Below are 18013 nucleotides of genomic sequence, written 5' to 3' on the forward strand. Positions count from 1 at the left end.
GGGCCTAAGATAGCGTTTCGCGGGGAAACTGCCATGCCAATCGGTCCGGCCGGTTTCGCGCGGTCCCCGCCGCCCGGCAGGGCGCGGTCTGCGGGATGTTGCGCGGTGCCGCGTGCCCTAGATGTCGAACTCAACCACCACCGGGCAGTGGTCGCTGGCCTTGGGGCGGTCCCAGCCGATGCGGGGATAACGGGCCGTGGCAAGGTTCGGGACCCTGTGGGGCATGCCGGCCCGGAGGATCTCGGGCGTGCCACGGACGCGCTGGGCCAGCGCGGGCGAGACGATGATGTAGTCAAGCTGTGTCTTTGAGCGCCCGCCTGCATAATAATGGGTCCAGCGTTCGGCCTCCGGCTGGGACGCCACGAGGTTGATACCGAACCCGTCCTCGAGCAGCGGAGCGACGCCCGAGCCGTCCTCGCCCGAGGGCGGTTTGTCTTTCCGGGTCTCGTTGAAGCTGCCATCGGGCTGTTTGACCGAGCTGACGAAGCGGTAGTCGAGCGCGTCATTGAGATCGCCGCAAATCGCCCAGAGGGCCGTGGCCGGATCCGCGAATTTGCGGGTGATCAGCTCGCGCACGAGGATCGCCTCGGTCTGACGCGTGGCGAGGGATTTCTCTGCGTCGCGCCCGCCCATGGATTTGAAATGGCAGTTGAAGAGCGACAGGCGATCGTCACCCACGGCCAGTTCCAGCTCGAGACAGTCGCGGCGAAAAACCCGCGCCGCGCGCAGGGAGCGGGCGCGCGATTTGGCAAGGGGGTAGGCCTCCAGAAGGGCCCGGCCCGTGGGGGTGTCGTCGATCACCGATCCGGTGAGCCAGGCGTGACTGCGGCTGTAGAACGGAAATTTCCGGACCGAGATCGCGGCCACATCGATCCCGCGCATGTCGTTGCCTTCATGGAGCACCCGGTTGTGGAAGCTCTCGCCCATGGTCTTCTTCACATAGGCCTCGAGAAAGCGGGTCAGCGGGCCGAAGCCGTCGACCTCTTGCAGGCAGTAGAGATGCGCGTCGGCCTCGGCGATGGCGAGCGCGGTCTGCTGGCGCTTGTCGTCATCCTGCGCGATGGCGGCGGTCTCGACCATGCGTTTGAAGGCGTCGAATTTTGTCAGGTCGTCATCGCCGAAATCGCCGTAGAATTGAACGATGGGCGAGAGGTAGCGCGCGGCATCGGGGTCGGAGAAGGCCGAGAAGTCGAACCGGGTGAAGAGGTTCTCGATGTTGAAGCTGCACAGGCGAAATTTGGTCATGTGAACGGCTCCTTTGGGCGCGGTGCCTGCAGCCTATCACATGCGGGTCCGCGGCGCGCCGCGTCTGGCGGGCGCGGCGGCGGCACGGTCGGGATGTGAGTATTTGAGGAACAATGAGGGGGAGGACGCGCTGCCCTGTCCGGGCGCGCTTCTCCTCCGTCTGGCGGTTTTTGGGCGGTCAGCCCGCGCGCTTCATGCCCATGACCCGGGCCCGGGCGCGCGGATTGGTGTCGAAGAGCGCGGCGAGCTGTTCGGTCATGGCCCCGGCGAGCTGTTCCACATCGGTGATGGTCACGGCGCGGTCGTAATAGCGGGTCACATCATGGCCGATGCCAATGGCGATGAGCTCCACCGCGCGGCGTTTCTCGACCATGGCGATCACGTCGCGCAGGTGTTTTTCGAGGTAATTGGCCGGGTTCACCGAGAGGGTGGAATCATCCACCGGCGCGCCGTCCGAGATCACCATCAGGATTTTTCGGGCCTCGGGCCGCGCGAGCATCCGGCGGTGGGCCCATTCCAGCGCCTCGCCATCGATGTTTTCCTTCAGCAAGCCCTCTTTCATCATCAGGCCCAGATTGTTCCGGGTCCGGCGCATGGGGGCGTCGGCCTGCTTGTAGATGATGTGGCGCAGATCGTTCAGGCGTCCGGGCTGCTGCGGGCGGCCATCGGCGAGCCATTTCTCGCGGCTCAGCCCGCCTTTCCACGCGCGGGTGGTGAAGCCGAGGATCTCGACCTTGACCTGGCAGCGTTCCAGCGTGCGTGCGAGCACGTCCGCGCAGATCGCCGCGATCGAGATCGGACGCCCGCGCATGGAGCCGGAATTGTCCAGCAGGAGGGTCACAACCGTATCGCGGAACTCGGTATCCTGCTCGACCTTGAAGCTGAGCGGGGTGGTCGGGTTGGCGACCACACGGGCGAGGCGGCCCACATCGAGGATGCCTTCCTCCATGTCGAATTTCCAGCTGCGGTTCTGCTGGGCCTGCAGACGCCGCTGCAGCTTGTTGGCCAGACGCGAGACCGCCCCCTTGAGCGGTTCCAGCTGCTGGTCGAGATAGGCGCGCAGGCGTTCGAGCTCGGCCGCCTCGGCCAGCTCCTCGGCCTTGATCTCTTCATCATGCTCGGTCTGGAACACGATGTAATTGGGGTCCGCATCGGAATGGGCGGGCGGGGGCGGCGGGTCCAGCGGGGCTTCGCCCTCGGGCAGCTCGGCCTCGTCGCCAAGCTCCATATCCGCGAAGTCATCCATGGCGACTTCGGCCTGGGCCGGGTCCATTTCCTGCATGTCGGTCGGGTCCGGGGCGGCCTCACCCTGTTCGGTCTGCTCGTCCCCGTCATTGCCTTCATCCGAGGCGCTTTCTTCCTGTTCCTCCTGCTCGGAGCTGTCCTCGGACTCCTCCTCCTGCTGGTCGGGGTCATCGCCCAGCTGATCGCCATAGCCCAGATCGTCGATGATCTGCCGGGCGAGCTTGGCGAAGGCGGCCTGATCGCTCAGATCCTCCTGCAGGGAGGCGAGCGTATCCTCGCACTGGTCCTCGATGTGATCGCGCCACAGATCCATCACATTCTGCGCCCCCTCGGGCAGGTCGCGCCCGGTGGCCAGATGGCGGATCAGGTAGCCCGCCGCGATGGCCAGCGGGGCCTCGGAGGCCTGGGTGATCTGGTCATAGCCCTTGCGGGTCGCTTCGGCCTCGATCTTGGCGTCGATATTGCCCGCGGTGCCGGGCATGGCGCGCGCGCCCATGGCCTCGCAGCGGGCGGTTTCCATCGCCTCGTAGAGGTCGCGCGCCATCTGCCCAGCGGGCTCGTATTTCACATGGGTGCCCGCGTCGTGATACTTGCGCCGCATGGCATAGGCATCCGCCGTGCCGCGCGCAAAGAGCACCTCGTCCCGGGTCATCCGGCGGCTGATCTGGGGCAGCCGCATGGCGTCCGAGGTCATGCCGGGCGGGTCCACCGAATAGGTGACGGCGATATCCGGATCATCGGCGAGCACACGGGTCGCCTCGGCCAGCGCCTTCTTGAACGGTTCAACGGGATTGTCGGGCTTGGACATCGGAGCCTGCGTGTCGTGAGAGGGGCCATGCGGCGGGGCCGCTGGACACATATAGGTGTTATGGAGCGGATGGGGAGGATTGGCCAGAGGGCCCGGCCGCCGGATCGCCCTCGAATGTCAACAGATCCCCCGGCTGGCACTCCAGCACGGCGCAGATAGCGGCCAGCGTCTCGAAGCGGACGCCCTTCACCTTGCCGGATTTCAGGAGCGACAGGTTCTGTTCGGTGATGCCGATCCGCCGGGCCAGTTCGCGCGAGCGCATCTTGCGCCGGGCCAGCATCACATCGAGGGTGACGACAATCCCCATCTCAGACAAAAAGCCGGTTTTCATCCGCCTGCCGGGTCGCCTCGGCCATGACCCAGCCCACCACCAGCAACAGCGCCCCGAGCAGTGCCAGCAGAAGGTCGTGACTGGCCAGCGACACTGTCAGCGACCGCGCGCCGGGTGGGTTGTCATGGGTCAGGATCAGGATCGCCACCGTCCGCCCGGCGATCGCCAGCCCCGTGCCGGCCAGCAGGGCAACCCCGATCCGCCGGATGGCGCGCGCGTTCCCGGCGCTGAACACGTCGCCGCGCCCATAGCGGGCGAGAAGACCCCGCGCGGTCCAGAGCGCGATGAGCGCAGGCGCAAAGAGTACCGCCGTCAGCAGGGCAAGTGCGCGCCACTTGCCCGGGGTGATCCCGGTCGCGGTCTCGATCGGCGGCAGGAACGCGGATGGATCCGCCAGCACCACGCCATAGGCGGCAATCAGCGCGGCACAGCCCAACGCGCAGCCATGGGAGAGCCCCCGGCAGAGACGCCCCAGATTTGATGGAAGAGCAGATCCCATGTTTTCAATCCTCGCAGTGATAGTTTAATGTAAAACAATAAATGATTCGTGTCTAGCGAGGTGTCGATGCGACAACTGACTTGGGTGGCGGCCATCGGGCTCGCCGGATGTGGGCAGGTGCCCGTGATGAGCATGGTGGAGCTTGCGCGCTTTGACCCGCTCTCCAGCGATCTGGCGGCGGTGACGGTCGCGGTGGATGTGAGCGATGGGTTGCGCGTGGCGCCCGAGGGGGCGGTGATGCTGCTGCGCGCGGCGGCGCCCGATGGGCGCGCGGTGTCAGAGGAGTTCATCCTCGACGAGCGCCGCGCGGCTGAAGGCGCGCGCTGGCTCTTCGGGGTCGCGGAGGAAGACGCGGCCCTGCTGGAGGACACGCGTCAGGCGATCCTCGCCCTGAAGGCCGAGGATCCGGACACGGCTGGCCAGCTCTCGGTCTCTGCGGCGCCCTGCATGGCAGGGGCGCGCGCCGAGGGGCCGCAAATCGTGGATGTCTTCATACAGGTTGCGCCGGACCGGCCGTTCGTGCCGGTCGCGCCGCGGCTGGACCTGATCGCAGAGGGCGTGCCCGTGCCCGCCTGTTGAGGCGGGCGCAGGGCTTAGGCCGCGCTGCGGGCGCGGCGCGGCCGCTGACGCTTGTTGCCGGGTTTGCCCGGGGCCTTGCCCGGCCCGCCAGTGCCCTTGGCGCTGCGGCCCGGGTTCGGCGTGGCCGCTGTGGTCTTGCGCTTCTGCCCGCCGCCATTGCCGCCGGGACCGCCGCGGCGGCGACCTGCGCCACCACCACCGCCGCCGTTGCGTTTGGGCTTGGCGCGTTCCTCATCCCTCTCCCACGGGGCGCCACCGGCCACGGGCAGGGTGAGGCCCATCACCTTTTGCACGGCGCGCAACTCGCCCATCTCGTCTTGCGCGACAAAGGCCACGGCCTGTCCGTCGCGCCCGGCACGGGCGGTCCGCCCGATCCGGTGCACGAAGTTCTCGGGCACATTGGGCATGTCGTAATTATAGACGAAGCGCACGTCTGGGATGTCGATCCCGCGCGCGGCCACATCCGTAGCCACCAGCACCTTGAGCGTGCCCTCGCGGAACGCCTTGAGCGCGCGCTCGCGCTGGCCCTGGCTGCGATTGCCATGGATCGCGGCGACCTCGTAGCCCGCGGCGGCAAGCTTACGGGCCAGCCGGTCGGACCCGTGCTTGGTCCGGGCAAAGACGAGCGCCAGTTCATCGCGGTGATGGGCCAGCAGCTCGATCAGCTTGGAGGGCTTCTCGCTCTGGTCCACGAAATGCACCGATTGGGTGATCTTGTCCGCGACCTTGCCCGGAGGCGAGACCTCTACCCGGACCGGATCGGTCAGGTAGGCGCGGCTCAGCTCTTCCATCTGTTTGGGCATCGTCGCCGAGAAGAGCATCGTCTGACGCTCTTTCGGCAGAAGCGGTGCGATCTTGCGCAGGGCATGGATGAAGCCGAGGTCCAGCATCTGGTCGGCCTCGTCCAGCACCAGAAAGCGGGTGTCCGACAGGCGCACGGCCTTGCGGTCCAGCAGGTCAATCAGGCGGCCGGGCGTGGCCACGATCAGATCCGCGCCCTTTTCCAGGCGCTTGATCTGCGGGTTGATGGAGACGCCGCCCACGATCAGGTTGATCCGCAGATGGCTGCCCTCGGTGAAGCCCCGCAGGCTCTCGGAGATCTGGCTGACCAGCTCGCGCGTCGGCGCGAGGATCAGGCCCCGGCAGGTGCGCGGCGCGGGCTTGGTGCCCTCTTTCAGCAGCTTGTCGAGCAGGGGCAGACCGAAGGCGGCGGTCTTGCCGGTGCCGGTCTGGGCGAGGCCAAGCACGTCGCGTCCGTTCAATCCGTGCGGGATCGCCCGGGATTGAATCGGGGTCGGGTCGGTGATGTTCTGGGCGGCGAGGCCGGCCACAAGACGGGGCGAGAGCCCCAGCATATCAAAATCCATGAAGGATCATGTCCTTTCCGCGCCGTTGGGGCGCAGGCATTGGGTCCATGCGGCCCGGTCTGGGCGGCGCATGGCACGGGTGGGTGCGAAGGGCGGTGGGGCGTCTCCCCGGACCGTCAACTCTCCGCAGGGCCCAGGCGTGAATGGGAACCGGTGGGTGGCGATCTGGTGTCCGTCGAAGGTCTTCGGGTCGAGGCCGACGGCTCTGCTCACGCGGCAGGACCAGTTTCGCTGTGGCGTAGATGGGGCAGATCCGCCGCCACGTCAAGGGCTTGGCGCACAAGGCGCAGGTCGGGCAGGGCGCGCCACGGGGGCTCCGTTGCGTCAAACGCGGTTGCAATAGGGCCGATTTGGCCCTAGCGCTTGGGGCGACTGGACCCCGAACGGAGCACGAAGCGCCCATGCGCATGACCGATACCTTCATCAAGCCCATGCATCCCGAGGGCCGGAAATTCGTGGCGATCTTCGCCGCCGTGGCGCTGGCGCTGTTTCTGCTATGGGAGCCGCTCGGCTGGATCGGGGTCGGGGCGACCGTCTGGTGCTATTACTTCTTTCGGGACCCCGAGCGGGTCACGCCCACGCGCCCCGGGCTGGTGATCAGCCCGGCAGATGGCGTCGTGTCGCTGATCGAGCCTGCGGTGCCGCCTGCCGAACTGGGCATGGCGGACACGCCCCTGACCCGGGTGAGTGTCTTCATGAACGTGTTCAACTGCCATGTGAACCGCGCGCCCGTGCCGGGCACGGTCAAAGCTGTGGCCTATCGCCCGGGCAAGTTTTTGAATGCCTCGCTCGACAAGGCGTCCGAAGACAACGAGCGCAACTCCCTTTGCCTCGAGATGGCCGATGGACGTGAAGTCGCCGTGGTCCAGATCGCCGGGCTCGTGGCGCGGCGGATCGTCAGCTTCGTCACCGGCGGCGAGGCGCTCGCCACCGGGGACCGGTTCGGACTGATCCGGTTCGGCAGCCGGGTCGATGTCTACCTGCCCGAGGGGGTCGAACCCTCGGTGATGGTCGGACAGACCATGGTCGCCGGAGAAACCGTGCTGGCGGATCTTGGCGCGCCGATGGCGGCGGAGGAGCAGCCCGCATGACCCGCCCGCCGCGCAAGCCCCGCAAGGAGTTCGCCATCGTTCAGCTCTTGCCGAACATGCTGACGGTTGCGGCGATCTGCGCGGGGGTGACGGCGATCCGCTTCGGGGTGGACGGCAATTACGAACGCGCGGTGCTGCTCATCCTGTTTGCCGCGGTGCTGGACGGGCTCGATGGTCGCTTGGCCCGCGCGCTAGGCAGTGACAGCGAGATGGGGGCCGAACTCGACAGTCTGGCCGATTTCCTGAATTTCGGGGTGGCGCCGCCGCTCCTGATCTATTTCTGGGCCTTGCAGGACATGCGGGGCGCGGCCTGGATTTCGGTGCTGGTCTTTACCGTGTGCTGCGTGGTGCGGCTGGCACGGTTCAACGCCACGAGCAAGGCGGATGAAGGCGCGAGCAAACTGTCGGAATTCTTTACCGGCGTACCCGCGCCTGCCGGGGCGATGCTGGTGATGCTGCCGATGTTTGCCTCTTTCGCGGTGGCCGATGCGCCCATCGTTCCGGGGCCCGTGATCATGATCTACATGATGATCATCGGCTACCTGATGATCAGCCGGATCCCCACATGGTCCTTCAAGACCACGCGGGTCTCGCGGGAGAACGTGAAATTCTTCCTCGTGGGCTTCGTGGCGGTAGTGGCGGCTGTGTTCACCTTTGCCTGGACGACCCTTGTGATTCTGTGCCTGGCCTATGCGGCGGTTGTGGTCTGGGCTCTGGTGATGCGGCGTCCCAAGCCGGAGCCGCCGGGCTCCGATCCCGGCGACAGCTGAGCGTTGGGCGGGCAGGGTAGCCCGGTGGCCGCGCCCTGCCTGCGGCAGCGCGCGGCGGACGCGCGAGCAGGTCTTTTGAGCGGAATTGGACTGTCGTCGGTATCTGTGGCGAAGCGGATGTGCTGAGCGGGCCCGCGCGCTCCGCATGCGGAGTGCGCCACCGGGCCCTTATCCCAGCGCGTTGGACGCGGCGCTTTCGGGCAGTTCCTCGTCAAAGCAACGCTGATAGAACTCGGCCACGGTCTCCCGTTCCAGCTCGTCGCATTTGTTGAGGAAGGTCAGCCGGAAGGCATAGCCCACATTGCGGAAGATCTCTGCATTCTGCGCCCAGGCGATTACGGTCCGTGGGCTCATCACCGTCGAGAGATCGCCATTCATGAAGGCCGTCCGGGTCAGTTCCGCCACGGTCACCATATGGCCCACGGTCTTGCGCCCGGCCTCGGTGTTGTAATGGGGGTTCTTGGCCAGCACGATCGCCGCCTCTGCGTCATGGCTGAGATAGTTGAGCGTCGCAACAAGGCTCCAGCGGTCCATCTGGCCTTGGTTGATCTGTTGCGTGCCGTGGTAGAGGCCCGTCGTATCCCCTAGGCCCACGGTGTTCGAGGTCGCGAAGATCCGGAAATACGGGTTCGGCGTGATCACTTCGTTCTGGTCCAGAAGGGTCAGCTTGCCGTCCACTTCCAGAACCCGCTGGATCACGAACATCACATCCGCGCGGCCCGCATCGTATTCGTCGAACACAATCGCGGTCGGGTTGCGCAGGGCCCAAGGCAGGATCCCCTCGTGGAACTCGGTGACCTGCACCCCATCTTTGAGCTTGATCGCATCCTTGCCGATCAGGTCGATCCGGCTGATATGGCTGTCGAGATTGACCCGCACACAGGGCCAGTTCAGCCGGGCCGCGACCTGTTCGATATGGGTCGACTTGCCCGTCCCGTGATAGCCCTGGATCATCACCCGGCGGTTGTGGGAGAACCCGGCGAGGATCGCCAGCGTCGTGTCCGGGTCGAACTTGTAGGTGCTGTCGATATCCGGCACGCGGTCCGAGCCATCGGCGAACCCCTTCACCTTCATCTCCGTATCGATGCCAAACACTTCGCGGACCGAGATCTCTTCCGTGGGTTTGCCAATATCCAAGCTGCCGTCCGCCATTCGTGTCCCCGAATCTGTTGAGTCGCCCGGGCCAGACCCGGGGGGTATTTCTGCGCAACATATCGTAGGGCGCGCCGAGGGAAAGGGGGGTCCAGCCCGTCAGGGCGGGGTTTTCTCGCCCGATCCGCTCAGCCCGCCCGGGTTTTCGCCGCGATATCCTGTCCCGCCGCCCAGCCCGAGGACCAGGCCCACTGAAAATTGTACCCGCCCAGCCAGCCGGTCACATCCACGACCTCGCCGATGAAGTAGAGCCCGGGCTGGGTGCGGCTTTCGAGACTGCGGGAGGACAGCCCGCCGGTCTCGACCCCGCCCAGGGTCACCTCGGCCTTGCGGTAGCCCTCGGTCCCCGTGGGCTTGAGATGCCACTCCGTCAGCGCGTCCGTGACCGCCCGCAGATGCGCATCGCTGAGATCGGCGAGATTGCCGCGCCCGGCAAGCTCTGGGGCGACCCGGGCGGCGATGCTCTGGGCGAGACGCTTGGGCAGCCACTCGGTCAGGACCGTCGCCAGATCCCGCCGTCCGGCCGTGCTGCGCCGGCTACGCAGTTCCTCGAAGAACGGGACCTCGGGACAAAGGTGCACCGTGATCCCGTCGCCCTCGCGCCAATAGGAGGATACCTGCAGGATCGCCGGGCCCGACAACCCACGATGGGTGAACAGGAGCGCTTCGTCGAAACTGGTGCCATTCGCCGCGATGCGGGCGGGGCTCGCCACGCCAGCCAGATCCGCAAAGGCGGCCTCGGCGCCAAAGGTCAGGGGCACGAGGGCGGGGCGTGTCTCGGTCAGGGCATGGCCGAATTGCCGCGCAAGGCGGTAGCCCTGATCGCTCGCCCCGATCTTGGGGATCGACTTGCCGCCACAGGCCACGACCAGATGCTGCGCGGTCACCTCCCGGCTCTGCCCCTCTCGGGTCACACGCAGGCGGAACCGCGCCCCATCATGGGAGACCTCGTCGAGCGTGGTTTTGAGCCAGAGCATAGCCCCCGCCCGGTCTATCTCGTCGCGCAGCAGCCGGATGATGTCCTTGGAGGATGTATCGCAAAAGAGCTGGCCCAGGGTCTTTTCGTGATACGGGATCCCGTGCCGCGCCACGAGATCGATGAAATCCCACTGGGTGTAGCGGCTCAGCGCGGATTTCGCGAAATGCGGGTTGGCCGAGATGAAATTCTCGGGGCCTGCATACATGTTCGTGAAATTGCAGCGCCCGCCACCGGAGATCCGGATCTTCTCCCCCGGGTTCGCCGCGTGATCGAGTACGAGCACGCCCGGACCCGCATGGGCGGCGCACATCATGCCCGCGGCGCCAGCGCCGAGGATCACGGTGGTGTAACTGTCTTGCGGAGTGGCCATGGGCGCGGGATGGCCCAGCCGGGCGGCAGAGGCAAGCCCTCACGGGCGCACACAAGCGCGTGACGCGCCTGTCGTAATCGGGACAGGGACCGGACGCTGCGCTTATATACCTCTCACACGATCGAAAGGATGCCCCATGAACCGCCGTCACTTCCTTGCTGCCACGACCGGATTTCTGGCCAGCGCAGCCGTGCTGCCGCAGACCCTGATCGCGTCAGAGGGCACTTTCGAGATCACCATGAGCGAGGCGGAATGGCGCAAGCGCCTGACCCCGGCGCAGTTCAAGGTCCTGCGCAAGGAAAGCACCGAGCGTCCCTTCACCAGCCCGCTGAACGACGAGAAGCGGGCCGGGACCTATCATTGCGCTGGCTGCGACCTGCCGCTTTATCCGTCGCGCACCAAGTATGACAGCGGCACCGGCTGGCCGTCCTTCTGGGAGCCGCTGGACAATGCCATCGGCACCAAGCCCGACCGCAAGCTCTTGCGGGTGCGCACCGAGGTGCATTGCCGCCGCTGTGGCGGGCATCTGGGCCATGTGTTCAACGATGGGCCGAAGCCGACGGGCAAGCGTCATTGCCTGAACGGTGTGGCGCTGACCTTCCGCGCGGCGTGATCCGAGGCCTCAGGCTGCGGGGCCGGAGCGTTTCACCGCCCGGTCAATTGCCGATTGCAGCTCGAACGGATCCACCGGCTTGGGCAGGAAATCATCGATCCCGGCATTGCGGTAACGCGCCTGCACATCGCCGCCCACATGGGCCGAGCAGGCGATGATCGGCACGCCGCTCTTGTCGGGGGCGCTGGTCCGGATCTGTTCGGTTGCGCCCAGCCCGTCGAGTCCGGGCATGGTGATGTCCATCAGCACCAGATCAAAGCTGTCCGAGATGATCGCCTCCACCGCCTCGAACCCGTTGGACACCACGATCGGGTTGTGTCCCAGATCGCGGAGCATCGCCTCCATCACCTTCTGGTTCAGCTCATTATCCTCGGCGATGAGGACATTCAGGCTCTCGGAGGTTGCGGCGAGGTCCGCCGCGCGGATCGGCGGGGCGGAGCGTGCGGTTTTCTCTTCCACCGGGGCGCTCAGCTCGAAATGAAAGGTCGAACCCGCGCCCGGGGTGGAGGTCACACCGATCTCGGCCCCCATGGCGCTGGCGATGTTGTGGCAGATCGACAGGCCAAGCCCCCAGCCGCCGCGATCCTTGCCGAAATCACTCTCGATCTGGACGAAGGGACGGAAGAGAAGGGCCTGTTGTTCTTCGGAGATGCCGATCCCGGTATCGGTGACTTCCATACGCATCCGGCAGATCCCGGCCCCGCGCGAGACTTCCGTGACCTTGAGCGTGATGGCGCCCTCATCCGTGTAGCGCAGGGCGTTGGCGAGGAAGTTGTTGAGGACCTGTTGCAGGCGCACCTTGTCGGAAAGAACGCAGTCGGGCAGATCCTCGTCGATCAGCACCTTCAGCGTGATGCCCTTTTCCGAGACCGAACTGTACCACCAGTCCGCCACCTGATCGAGCATGGGCTGGAGAAGGGTGGGCCGGGTCTCGACCCGCATCTGGCCGGTTTCCATATGGCTGAGATCCAGCAGATCGGTCAGCAGGTTCATCAGCTGCCCGCCCGCCGAGATGATCGCATTCACATGGCCGCGCCGCTTGGCGTCCAGATCCGACAGCTTGAGCAATTGTGCAAAGCCGAGGATCGCGTTCATCGGAGTGCGGATCTCGTGGCTCATGGCGGCGAGGAACCGGCTCTTGGCGCGGCTGGCATCCTCGGCCTTCATCAGGGCGCTCTGCAGATCCTGGTGTAGCCCGTCCGTGCCATCATCCGCCGTCACGATCGAGAGAGAGCGTTCGAACAACCCGTCCTTGTCGCGCAGGGCCACGGCGGAGACCAGCACGGGAAACAGGCTACCATCCTTGCGCAGAAAAACATTGCTCACACGCTCGACCGAAGAGGTGCGGATCAGGGTCGGGATGAACTCGGTCCGGACCCGATTGGCCGATTGCGGTGTCATGAAATCCGTCAGGTCCCGGCCGACCATCTCGCTCGGGTCATAGCCCAGCCGCGAGGCCCAGTAGGCGCTGATTGCGACGATCACACCGTCCCGATCCACCGAATGCATCATCATCGGTGCTTTGGCAAAGAACTCCGAGAAGGGGTTCATCACATGTGACTGCAGGCCGTTTAGTGTCGTCTCAGGCATTGCGCCAAGTCCCTAGATCAGGTCCAAACCTACATTTGAGATAGACGTATGACCATCCCAAAGAGGCACTCCCCTGACAAAGAAGGTAGCTTTGCAATTTGCAAATGCAATGCGTTCAGCTGCGAATTCCGGAAAAACGTTCGGCCCAGTCCTCGCGGTCGCTGTCGGTGATCTTGGCAAAGGTCACTTCGGGGACGTCAAAGGCATGCTCCGGCGGCAGGGCTGAAAGGGCTTCGGCCACATCCTCGGGCCACTGGGCATCCTCGGCGCGCATGGCGCGCAGCAGATCCGCACTGGCCGTGGGGATGAAGGGCGCCGAGAGCACCGCGTAGAACCGTACGAGGTTCAGGCCCAGCCGGATGATCGCGGCGGCCGCATCCGGATCGGTCTTGAACACGGTCCAGGGGGCGGCGGCCTGCAGGTACTCGTTGCCAGCCACCCAGATGCCCCGCAGCTCGGCCGCGGCCTTGCGCACATCCATGGCATCCATATGCCCTTCATAGGCGCGCAGCTTCTCTGTCAGATCCGCGATCAGCGCGACCTCGGCAGGGCCATAGGCGCCGCCGCCCGGAACCGCCTCGCCGTATTTCGACCGGCAGAATTTCGTCACGCGGCTCGCGAAATTGCCCAGCACATCGGCCAGATCCTTGTTCACCGAGGCCTGGAAATTCTCCCATGTGAATTCGGCATCGGAATTCTCCGGCGCATGGCTCAGAAGCCACCAGCGCCAGTAATCCGCCGGCAGGATCTCCAGCGCCTGATCCATGAAGACCCCGCGCCCCTGGCTGGTCGAGAACTGGCCACCATCATAGGTCAGGTAGTTGAAGGACTTGATGTAATCCACCAGCTTCCACGGCGCGCCGGATCCCATGATCGTGGCCGGGAAACTCAGGGTGTGGAAGGGGACGTTATCCTTGCCCATGAACTGGACATAGCGGACATCCTCGGCCCCCTTGTCGGTGCGCCACCACCGCTCCCACGCGGCATCGTCCAACCCGTTCGCATCGGCCCATTCGGCCGTGCCCGCGATGTATTCGATGGGGGCATCGAACCAGACATAGAAGACCTTGCCCTCCATCCCCGGCCAATCCTCGGTGCCCTTTTTGACCGGCACGCCCCAATCCAGATCCCGGGTGATACCCCGATCCTGCAATCCGTCGCCGTCATGGAGCCATTTCTTGGCAATCGACGTGGTCAGCACGGGCCAGTCGGTCTTGCTGTCGATCCAGGCATCCAGCTGATCCTTCAGCGCGGATTGGCGCAGGTAGAGATGCTTGGTCGCCCGCACCTCCAGATCTGTCGAGCCCGAGATCGCGCTGCGCGGCTCGATCAGGTCCGTCGGATCCAGCTGCTTGGTGCAGTTCTCGCACTGATCCCCACGGGCCTTGTCATAGCCGCAATTGGGGCAGGTGCCCTCGATATAGCGATCCGGCAGGAATCGCCCATCCGCATGGGAATAGACCTGGCTTTCCTCGACTTCCTCGATCAGCCCGTTCTCGGCGAGCTGTCCGGCGAAATACTGGGTCAGCGCCTTGTTCCGCTCGGACGAAGAGCGCCCAAAATGGTCAAAGCTCAGGCCGAAGCGATCGGCGATATCCGACTGGACCGCATGCATCTCGGCGCAATACGCGGCCACGGGTTTGCCGGCCTTGGCCGCGGCCAGCTCGGCGGGCGTGCCGTGCTCATCGGTGGCGCAGATGAACATGACCTCGTTGCCCCGCGCGCGGCAGTAGCGCGCATAGAGATCCGCCGGAAGCTGACTGCCGACGAGATTGCCCAGATGCTTGATCCCGTTGATATAGGGAATCGCGGAGGTGATGAGGATGCGAGCCATGGCGCGGGACCTTCTGAAGTGCCCGCATGGCCTAACGCAGCCGCGCGCAGAGGTCTAGCGCTTGCGGCCCAGAAGCCGCCCGATGGTGAAGCTGGTGCGCGGGGTATAGACGTAATCGGTCCGCTCTGTCGGGGCCGCGCGCACCCGCATCCGCGCCAGGCTGAACCCCACCAGCACCAGATGCCCCATGGCCAGAAACACAAAGAGCGCCATGGGGCCGAACGCATCGATCAGCAGGGACGAGACCAGCGGGCTCGCAATTGCTCCGCTGGCAAAGAAGAACATCAGCGCCGCCGACAGCTCGACCCGTTCGTGGTCTTCGGCGAAGTCATGGGCGTGTGCGGCGGCCACCGAGAAGATCGGGAAGGTCGTCAGGCCAAAGAACAATGCGGCCCCGAACACGGCGAGGGTGCCGCTGCTCTGGGTGTAAATGGTCACGCCGCAGCTCAGGATCGCGGCGAGCGAGAAGCCGATCATCACGTAGCGGCGGTCGAACCGGTCCGCGAGCCATCCGGCCGGGAATTGCGCCAATGCGCCGCCGAGAATGAAAGCTGCCAGGAACAGCCCGATCTGGTCGGGGCGCAGGCCGACCTCCTGCCCATAGATCGGTCCCACCATGCGAAAGGCCGCGGCTGTCAGACCGGCCACCACCACCGCCGCTGCGGCGAGGGGGGAGCGCGCGAAGGCGAGGCCCGGGCGCAGGCGCGGGGCCTTGGGGACCTCGGGCGCGGTGGTCTGCGTCAGGGCAAGCGGGAGGAGGGCTGCGCAGCACAGGATTGCCAGCAGATTATACGACAGATAGGCCGCGGGCGGCAGCACACCGATCATCAGCTGCGCCACCAGGGCCGCGCCCAGATCCACGAAGCGATAGAGCCCCATGGCCCGCCCGCGTGTCTCGTTGGTCAGACGCGCCTGCAGCCAGCTTTCCACCACCGTGTAGCAGCCCGCGATGCACATCCCCGTCGCAATCCGCAGCCCGGCCCAGGCAATGGGATGGACCAGCATCATATGCGCCAGAAGCCCGATCGCCCCCGCTGCCGTGAACACCGCAAAGGCCCGCGCGTGCCCGACCGAGCCGAGGATGCGCGGCGCGCTCCAGCAGCCGAAGAAGAACCCGATGAAATGGGCCGAGCCGAGAAAGCCGATCTCGGCGGTGCTGAAGCCCAGTGCCGAGCCCGAAATTGCGTCCAGCGGCCCCACCGCCCCGGAAGAGACCTGCAACAGGGCCACGGAGGCGAACAGGGCCGCAAAGGTGATGAGCAGGCGCATGGGGCAGCGGACCTCGCCGCGTCTTGGGTGCCCCGCCGAACTTGGCGGCAGGGCCCGGGATTACTGGGCGCGCACCGTGTCGATCATGAGCTGCACGTTCTCGGGATCCGCATCCGGGGTGATCCCGTGCCCGAGGTTGAAGATATGCGGCCCCTTCGAGAAGGCCTGCACGATCTCGCGCGTCTCGTCGATCAGGGCCTGACCCCCGGTCACCATGTGCGAAGAGGCGAGGTTGCCCTGCACGCAGCCATCGACCTGCACATGCTCGGCCGCCCAGGCGGCGGAGACCGAATTGTCCAGTGCCACGCAATCGGCCCCGGTCGCCTTGGCAAAGCCGATATAGCCGTCCCCCGCCTCGCGCGGAAAGGCGATGATCGGCACGTTCGGATGCTTGGCCTTGAGCGCGGCGATGATCTTCTTGGTGGGCTCCAGCGCGTATTTGGTAAACGCCGCGCCTTTGAGCGATCCGGCCCAGCTGTCGAAGATCTTGACCGTTTCGGCGCCGGCCTCGATCTGCATGGAGAGATAGGCGATGGTCGCCTCGGTCAGCCGATCCATCAGCGCATCGAACACCTCGGGCGCTTCGGTCATGAGCTTATGTGCCGGGCCCTGATCCGGCGTGCCGCGCCCGGCGATCATATAGGTCGCCACGGTCCAGGGCGCGCCGGCGAAGCCGATCAGCGCGGTCTCGGATGGCAGCTCGCGCGACAGGATCCGCACGGTCTCATAGACGGGCGCCAGATGATCATGGATCGCGTCCGCCGGTTTCAACGCGTTGAAACCGGCCATATCCGTGATCGTCGACAGGCGCGGTCCTTCGCCCGTCACAAACCACAGATCCGCGCCGAGAGCGTCGGGAATCAGCAGGATATCCGCAAAGAGAATCGCCGCGTCAAAGCCGTAGCGCCGGATCGGCTGCAGCGTGACCTCAGCGGCCAGTTCCGAGTTGTAGCACAGGGACAGAAAATCACCCGCCTGGGCCCGCGTGGCGCGGTATTCCGGCAAATAGCGCCCCGCCTGACGCATCATCCAGATGGGTGGGACCTTTTGCGTCTCTCCGTCCAGCGCGCGGAGAAGTTTTTTTCTGTCAGTCATGGAGGTCATTCCTTAGTGTGTGGGACGACGAGTCCCCCTCGTGCTGTCAACGTTACACCGGTAATCGGTTGTCAAGTCAAGTTGACACATATAGAGAATGACCTATGGCTATCACACTTCCGTCCCCCGCTTCACCTCTCAAAATCGGCACACGTGGCTCTCCGCTGGCTTTGGCGCAGGCCCATGAGACGCGGTCGCGGCTCATGGCGGCCTTTGATCTGCCCGAGGCGGCGTTCGAGATCGTGGTGATCAAGACGACCGGGGACCGGGTGCTGGATCGCCCCCTGAAGGAGATCGGCGGCAAGGGCCTGTTCACCCGCGAAATCGAAGAGGACATGCTGTCCGGGAAGATCGATATCGCCGTGCATTCCATGAAGGACATGCCGGTGGAGCAGCCCGCGGGCCTGCTTCTGGATACCTATCTGCCGCGCGAGGATGTGCGCGATGCCTTTGTGACCCTGGATGGGGGCACGCTCGCGGATCTGCCCGAGGGCGCGGTGGTGGGGTCGAGCTCCCTGCGGCGCCGGGCGCAGCTCGCCCATCGGCGTCCCGACCTGAAACTGGTCGAGTTTCGCGGCAATGTGCAGACCCGGATGAAGAAACTTGGCGACGGGGTGGCCGAGGCGACCTTCCTCGCCATGGCCGGGCTCAACCGTCTGGGCATGGACGAGGTGCCGCGTACGGCGATCTCGCCCGAGGACATGCTGCCCGCGGTCGCCCAGGGCTGCATCGGGATCGAACGCCGCGCCGATGATATGCGCGCGGCCGAGATGTTGGCGGCAATTCACGACGGCCCCTCGGGGCAGCGACTGGCCTGCGAGCGCGCCTATCTCGCGGCGCTGGACGGGTCCTGCGAAACACCCATCGCGGGGCTGGCGGAGCTGAAGGACGGCACCGTCCATCTGCGGGCGGAGATTCTGCGCCCTGACGGCTCGGATGTTCTGATTGATGCGGAAACCGCACCGATTGAGGATGCCGCGAAAATGGGCACTGAAGTCGCCGAGAGGCTGCGCGCGCGCGCACCCAAGGACTTCTTCAGCTGGCTTACTGTGCAAGCCTGACGGATTCTGGCTGGTTTTCGCCACAACATGCGACGGATCGCTGCGCTGCGGCGAGCGGTCCCTTTGGGAAATCTCAATCTCTGTCAGACTAGGTTTACCAAGTTTTCCGTGCCGC

The 18013-nt window shown here is 65.6% G+C and carries 16 protein-coding genes; 5 read left to right on the forward strand and 11 right to left on the reverse strand.

Going from position 1 to position 18013, the window contains the following annotated elements; genetic code table 11:
- Positions 1-117: 117 nt before the first annotated feature.
- From ACP150_RS05585 to ACP150_RS05600, 4 genes are all read right to left on the reverse strand, one after another.
- A complete protein-coding gene (locus ACP150_RS05585; RefSeq protein ID WP_424965572.1) occupies positions 118-1245 on the reverse strand; it encodes an endonuclease/exonuclease/phosphatase family protein in 1128 nt (375 codons plus the stop codon).
- Between the two features lie 178 nt (positions 1246-1423).
- Positions 1424-3298 carry a cobaltochelatase subunit CobT gene (gene cobT / locus ACP150_RS05590; protein ID WP_424965573.1) on the reverse strand — a complete coding sequence of 625 codons (1875 nt, stop codon included), beginning with the start codon at positions 3296-3298 and terminating at the stop codon, positions 1424-1426.
- 58 nt (positions 3299-3356) lie between these two features.
- On the reverse strand, positions 3357-3605 hold the full coding sequence (locus ACP150_RS05595) for a helix-turn-helix domain-containing protein (RefSeq protein WP_424965574.1): 249 nt from the start codon (positions 3603-3605) through the stop codon (positions 3357-3359).
- A 1-nt stretch (position 3606) separates the two neighbouring features.
- Positions 3607-4128 carry a DUF2975 domain-containing protein gene (locus tag ACP150_RS05600; protein WP_424965575.1) on the reverse strand — a complete coding sequence of 174 codons (522 nt, stop codon included), beginning with the start codon at positions 4126-4128 and terminating at the stop codon, positions 3607-3609.
- 66 nt (positions 4129-4194) lie between these two features.
- Here ACP150_RS05600 and ACP150_RS05605 point away from each other — a divergent pair, with 66 nt between their 5' ends.
- Entirely contained in the window at positions 4195-4707 is a 513-nt protein-coding gene (locus ACP150_RS05605) for a hypothetical protein (RefSeq protein ID WP_424965576.1), read from the forward strand.
- A gap of 14 nt (positions 4708-4721) precedes the next feature.
- On the opposite strand, the gene ACP150_RS05610 is transcribed toward ACP150_RS05605, so the two are convergent.
- Positions 4722-6074, reverse strand: a complete 1353-nt coding sequence (locus ACP150_RS05610; RefSeq protein WP_424965577.1) for a DEAD/DEAH box helicase — start codon at positions 6072-6074, stop codon at positions 4722-4724.
- Positions 6075-6475: 401 nt separating this feature from the next.
- Between ACP150_RS05610 and ACP150_RS05615 the strand changes: the two genes are divergently transcribed.
- Complete coding sequence (locus tag ACP150_RS05615; protein WP_424965578.1) at positions 6476-7165, forward strand: phosphatidylserine decarboxylase; 690 nt, start codon at positions 6476-6478, stop codon at positions 7163-7165.
- On the forward strand, positions 7162-7935 hold the full coding sequence (gene pssA / locus ACP150_RS05620; protein ID WP_424965579.1) for a CDP-diacylglycerol--serine O-phosphatidyltransferase: 774 nt from the start codon (positions 7162-7164) through the stop codon (positions 7933-7935). The genes ACP150_RS05615 and pssA overlap by 4 nt, the downstream gene beginning before the upstream one ends.
- 168 nt (positions 7936-8103) lie before the next feature.
- Here the strand turns inward: pssA and cobS are convergent, their stop codons facing one another.
- A complete protein-coding gene (gene cobS / locus ACP150_RS05625; protein ID WP_424965580.1) occupies positions 8104-9087 on the reverse strand; it encodes a cobaltochelatase subunit CobS in 984 nt (327 codons plus the stop codon).
- 128 nt (positions 9088-9215) lie between these two features.
- Positions 9216-10436, reverse strand: a complete 1221-nt coding sequence (locus ACP150_RS05630) for an NAD(P)/FAD-dependent oxidoreductase (protein ID WP_424965581.1) — start codon at positions 10434-10436, stop codon at positions 9216-9218.
- A 136-nt stretch (positions 10437-10572) separates the two neighbouring features.
- Between ACP150_RS05630 and msrB the strand changes: the two genes are divergently transcribed.
- On the forward strand, positions 10573-11049 hold the full coding sequence (gene msrB / locus ACP150_RS05635; RefSeq protein WP_424965582.1) for a peptide-methionine (R)-S-oxide reductase MsrB: 477 nt from the start codon (positions 10573-10575) through the stop codon (positions 11047-11049).
- Between the two features lie 9 nt (positions 11050-11058).
- On the opposite strand, the gene ACP150_RS05640 is transcribed toward msrB, so the two are convergent.
- From ACP150_RS05640 to hemE, 4 genes are all read right to left on the reverse strand, one after another.
- Positions 11059-12600, reverse strand: a complete 1542-nt coding sequence (locus ACP150_RS05640; RefSeq protein WP_424965583.1) for an ATP-binding protein — start codon at positions 12598-12600, stop codon at positions 11059-11061.
- A gap of 154 nt (positions 12601-12754) precedes the next feature.
- The gene (gene metG / locus ACP150_RS05645) at positions 12755-14473 is read right to left on the reverse strand and encodes a methionine--tRNA ligase (RefSeq protein WP_424965584.1); all 1719 of its coding nucleotides are present in this window, start codon (positions 14471-14473) and stop codon (positions 12755-12757) included.
- 54 nt (positions 14474-14527) lie between these two features.
- A complete protein-coding gene (locus tag ACP150_RS05650) occupies positions 14528-15742 on the reverse strand; it encodes an MFS transporter (RefSeq protein WP_424965585.1) in 1215 nt (404 codons plus the stop codon).
- 60 nt (positions 15743-15802) lie between these two features.
- Positions 15803-16837 carry a uroporphyrinogen decarboxylase gene (hemE, locus tag ACP150_RS05655; RefSeq protein WP_424965586.1) on the reverse strand — a complete coding sequence of 345 codons (1035 nt, stop codon included), beginning with the start codon at positions 16835-16837 and terminating at the stop codon, positions 15803-15805.
- A gap of 104 nt (positions 16838-16941) precedes the next feature.
- Between hemE and hemC the strand changes: the two genes are divergently transcribed.
- Positions 16942-17898 carry a hydroxymethylbilane synthase gene (hemC, locus tag ACP150_RS05660; protein ID WP_424965587.1) on the forward strand — a complete coding sequence of 319 codons (957 nt, stop codon included), beginning with the start codon at positions 16942-16944 and terminating at the stop codon, positions 17896-17898.
- The last annotated feature ends 115 nt before the right edge of the window (positions 17899-18013 follow it).

This window comes from Dinoroseobacter sp. S375, from assembly GCF_049800775.1.
GTDB lineage: Bacteria > Pseudomonadota > Alphaproteobacteria > Rhodobacterales > Rhodobacteraceae > Dinoroseobacter.

Bases quoted from the DNA above. Each gene is read 5' to 3' on its own strand.
- ACP150_RS05600 (WP_424965575.1), bottom strand. From the start codon at position 4,128: ATGGGATCTGCTCTTCCATCAAATCTGGGGCGTCTCTGCCGGGGGCTC.
- ACP150_RS05650 (WP_424965585.1), bottom strand. From the start codon at position 15,742: ATGCGCCTGCTCATCACCTTTGCGGCCCTGTTCGCCTCCGTGGCCCTG.
- hemE (WP_424965586.1), bottom strand. From the start codon at position 16,837: ATGACTGACAGAAAAAAACTTCTCCGCGCGCTGGACGGAGAGACGCAA.
- metG (WP_424965584.1), bottom strand. From the start codon at position 14,473: ATGGCTCGCATCCTCATCACCTCCGCGATTCCCTATATCAACGGGATC.
- cobT (WP_424965573.1), bottom strand. From the start codon at position 3,298: ATGTCCAAGCCCGACAATCCCGTTGAACCGTTCAAGAAGGCGCTGGCC.
- ACP150_RS05605 (WP_424965576.1), top strand. From the start codon at position 4,195: ATGCGACAACTGACTTGGGTGGCGGCCATCGGGCTCGCCGGATGTGGG.
- hemC (WP_424965587.1), top strand. From the start codon at position 16,942: ATGGCTATCACACTTCCGTCCCCCGCTTCACCTCTCAAAATCGGCACA.
- ACP150_RS05585 (WP_424965572.1), bottom strand. From the start codon at position 1,245: ATGACCAAATTTCGCCTGTGCAGCTTCAACATCGAGAACCTCTTCACC.
- msrB (WP_424965582.1), top strand. From the start codon at position 10,573: ATGAACCGCCGTCACTTCCTTGCTGCCACGACCGGATTTCTGGCCAGC.
- pssA (WP_424965579.1), top strand. From the start codon at position 7,162: ATGACCCGCCCGCCGCGCAAGCCCCGCAAGGAGTTCGCCATCGTTCAG.
- ACP150_RS05610 (WP_424965577.1), bottom strand. From the start codon at position 6,074: ATGGATTTTGATATGCTGGGGCTCTCGCCCCGTCTTGTGGCCGGCCTC.
- ACP150_RS05615 (WP_424965578.1), top strand. From the start codon at position 6,476: ATGCGCATGACCGATACCTTCATCAAGCCCATGCATCCCGAGGGCCGG.
- ACP150_RS05630 (WP_424965581.1), bottom strand. From the start codon at position 10,436: ATGGCCACTCCGCAAGACAGTTACACCACCGTGATCCTCGGCGCTGGC.
- cobS (WP_424965580.1), bottom strand. From the start codon at position 9,087: ATGGCGGACGGCAGCTTGGATATTGGCAAACCCACGGAAGAGATCTCG.
- ACP150_RS05640 (WP_424965583.1), bottom strand. From the start codon at position 12,600: ATGAACCCCTTCTCGGAGTTCTTTGCCAAAGCACCGATGATGATGCAT.
- ACP150_RS05595 (WP_424965574.1), bottom strand. From the start codon at position 3,605: ATGGGGATTGTCGTCACCCTCGATGTGATGCTGGCCCGGCGCAAGATG.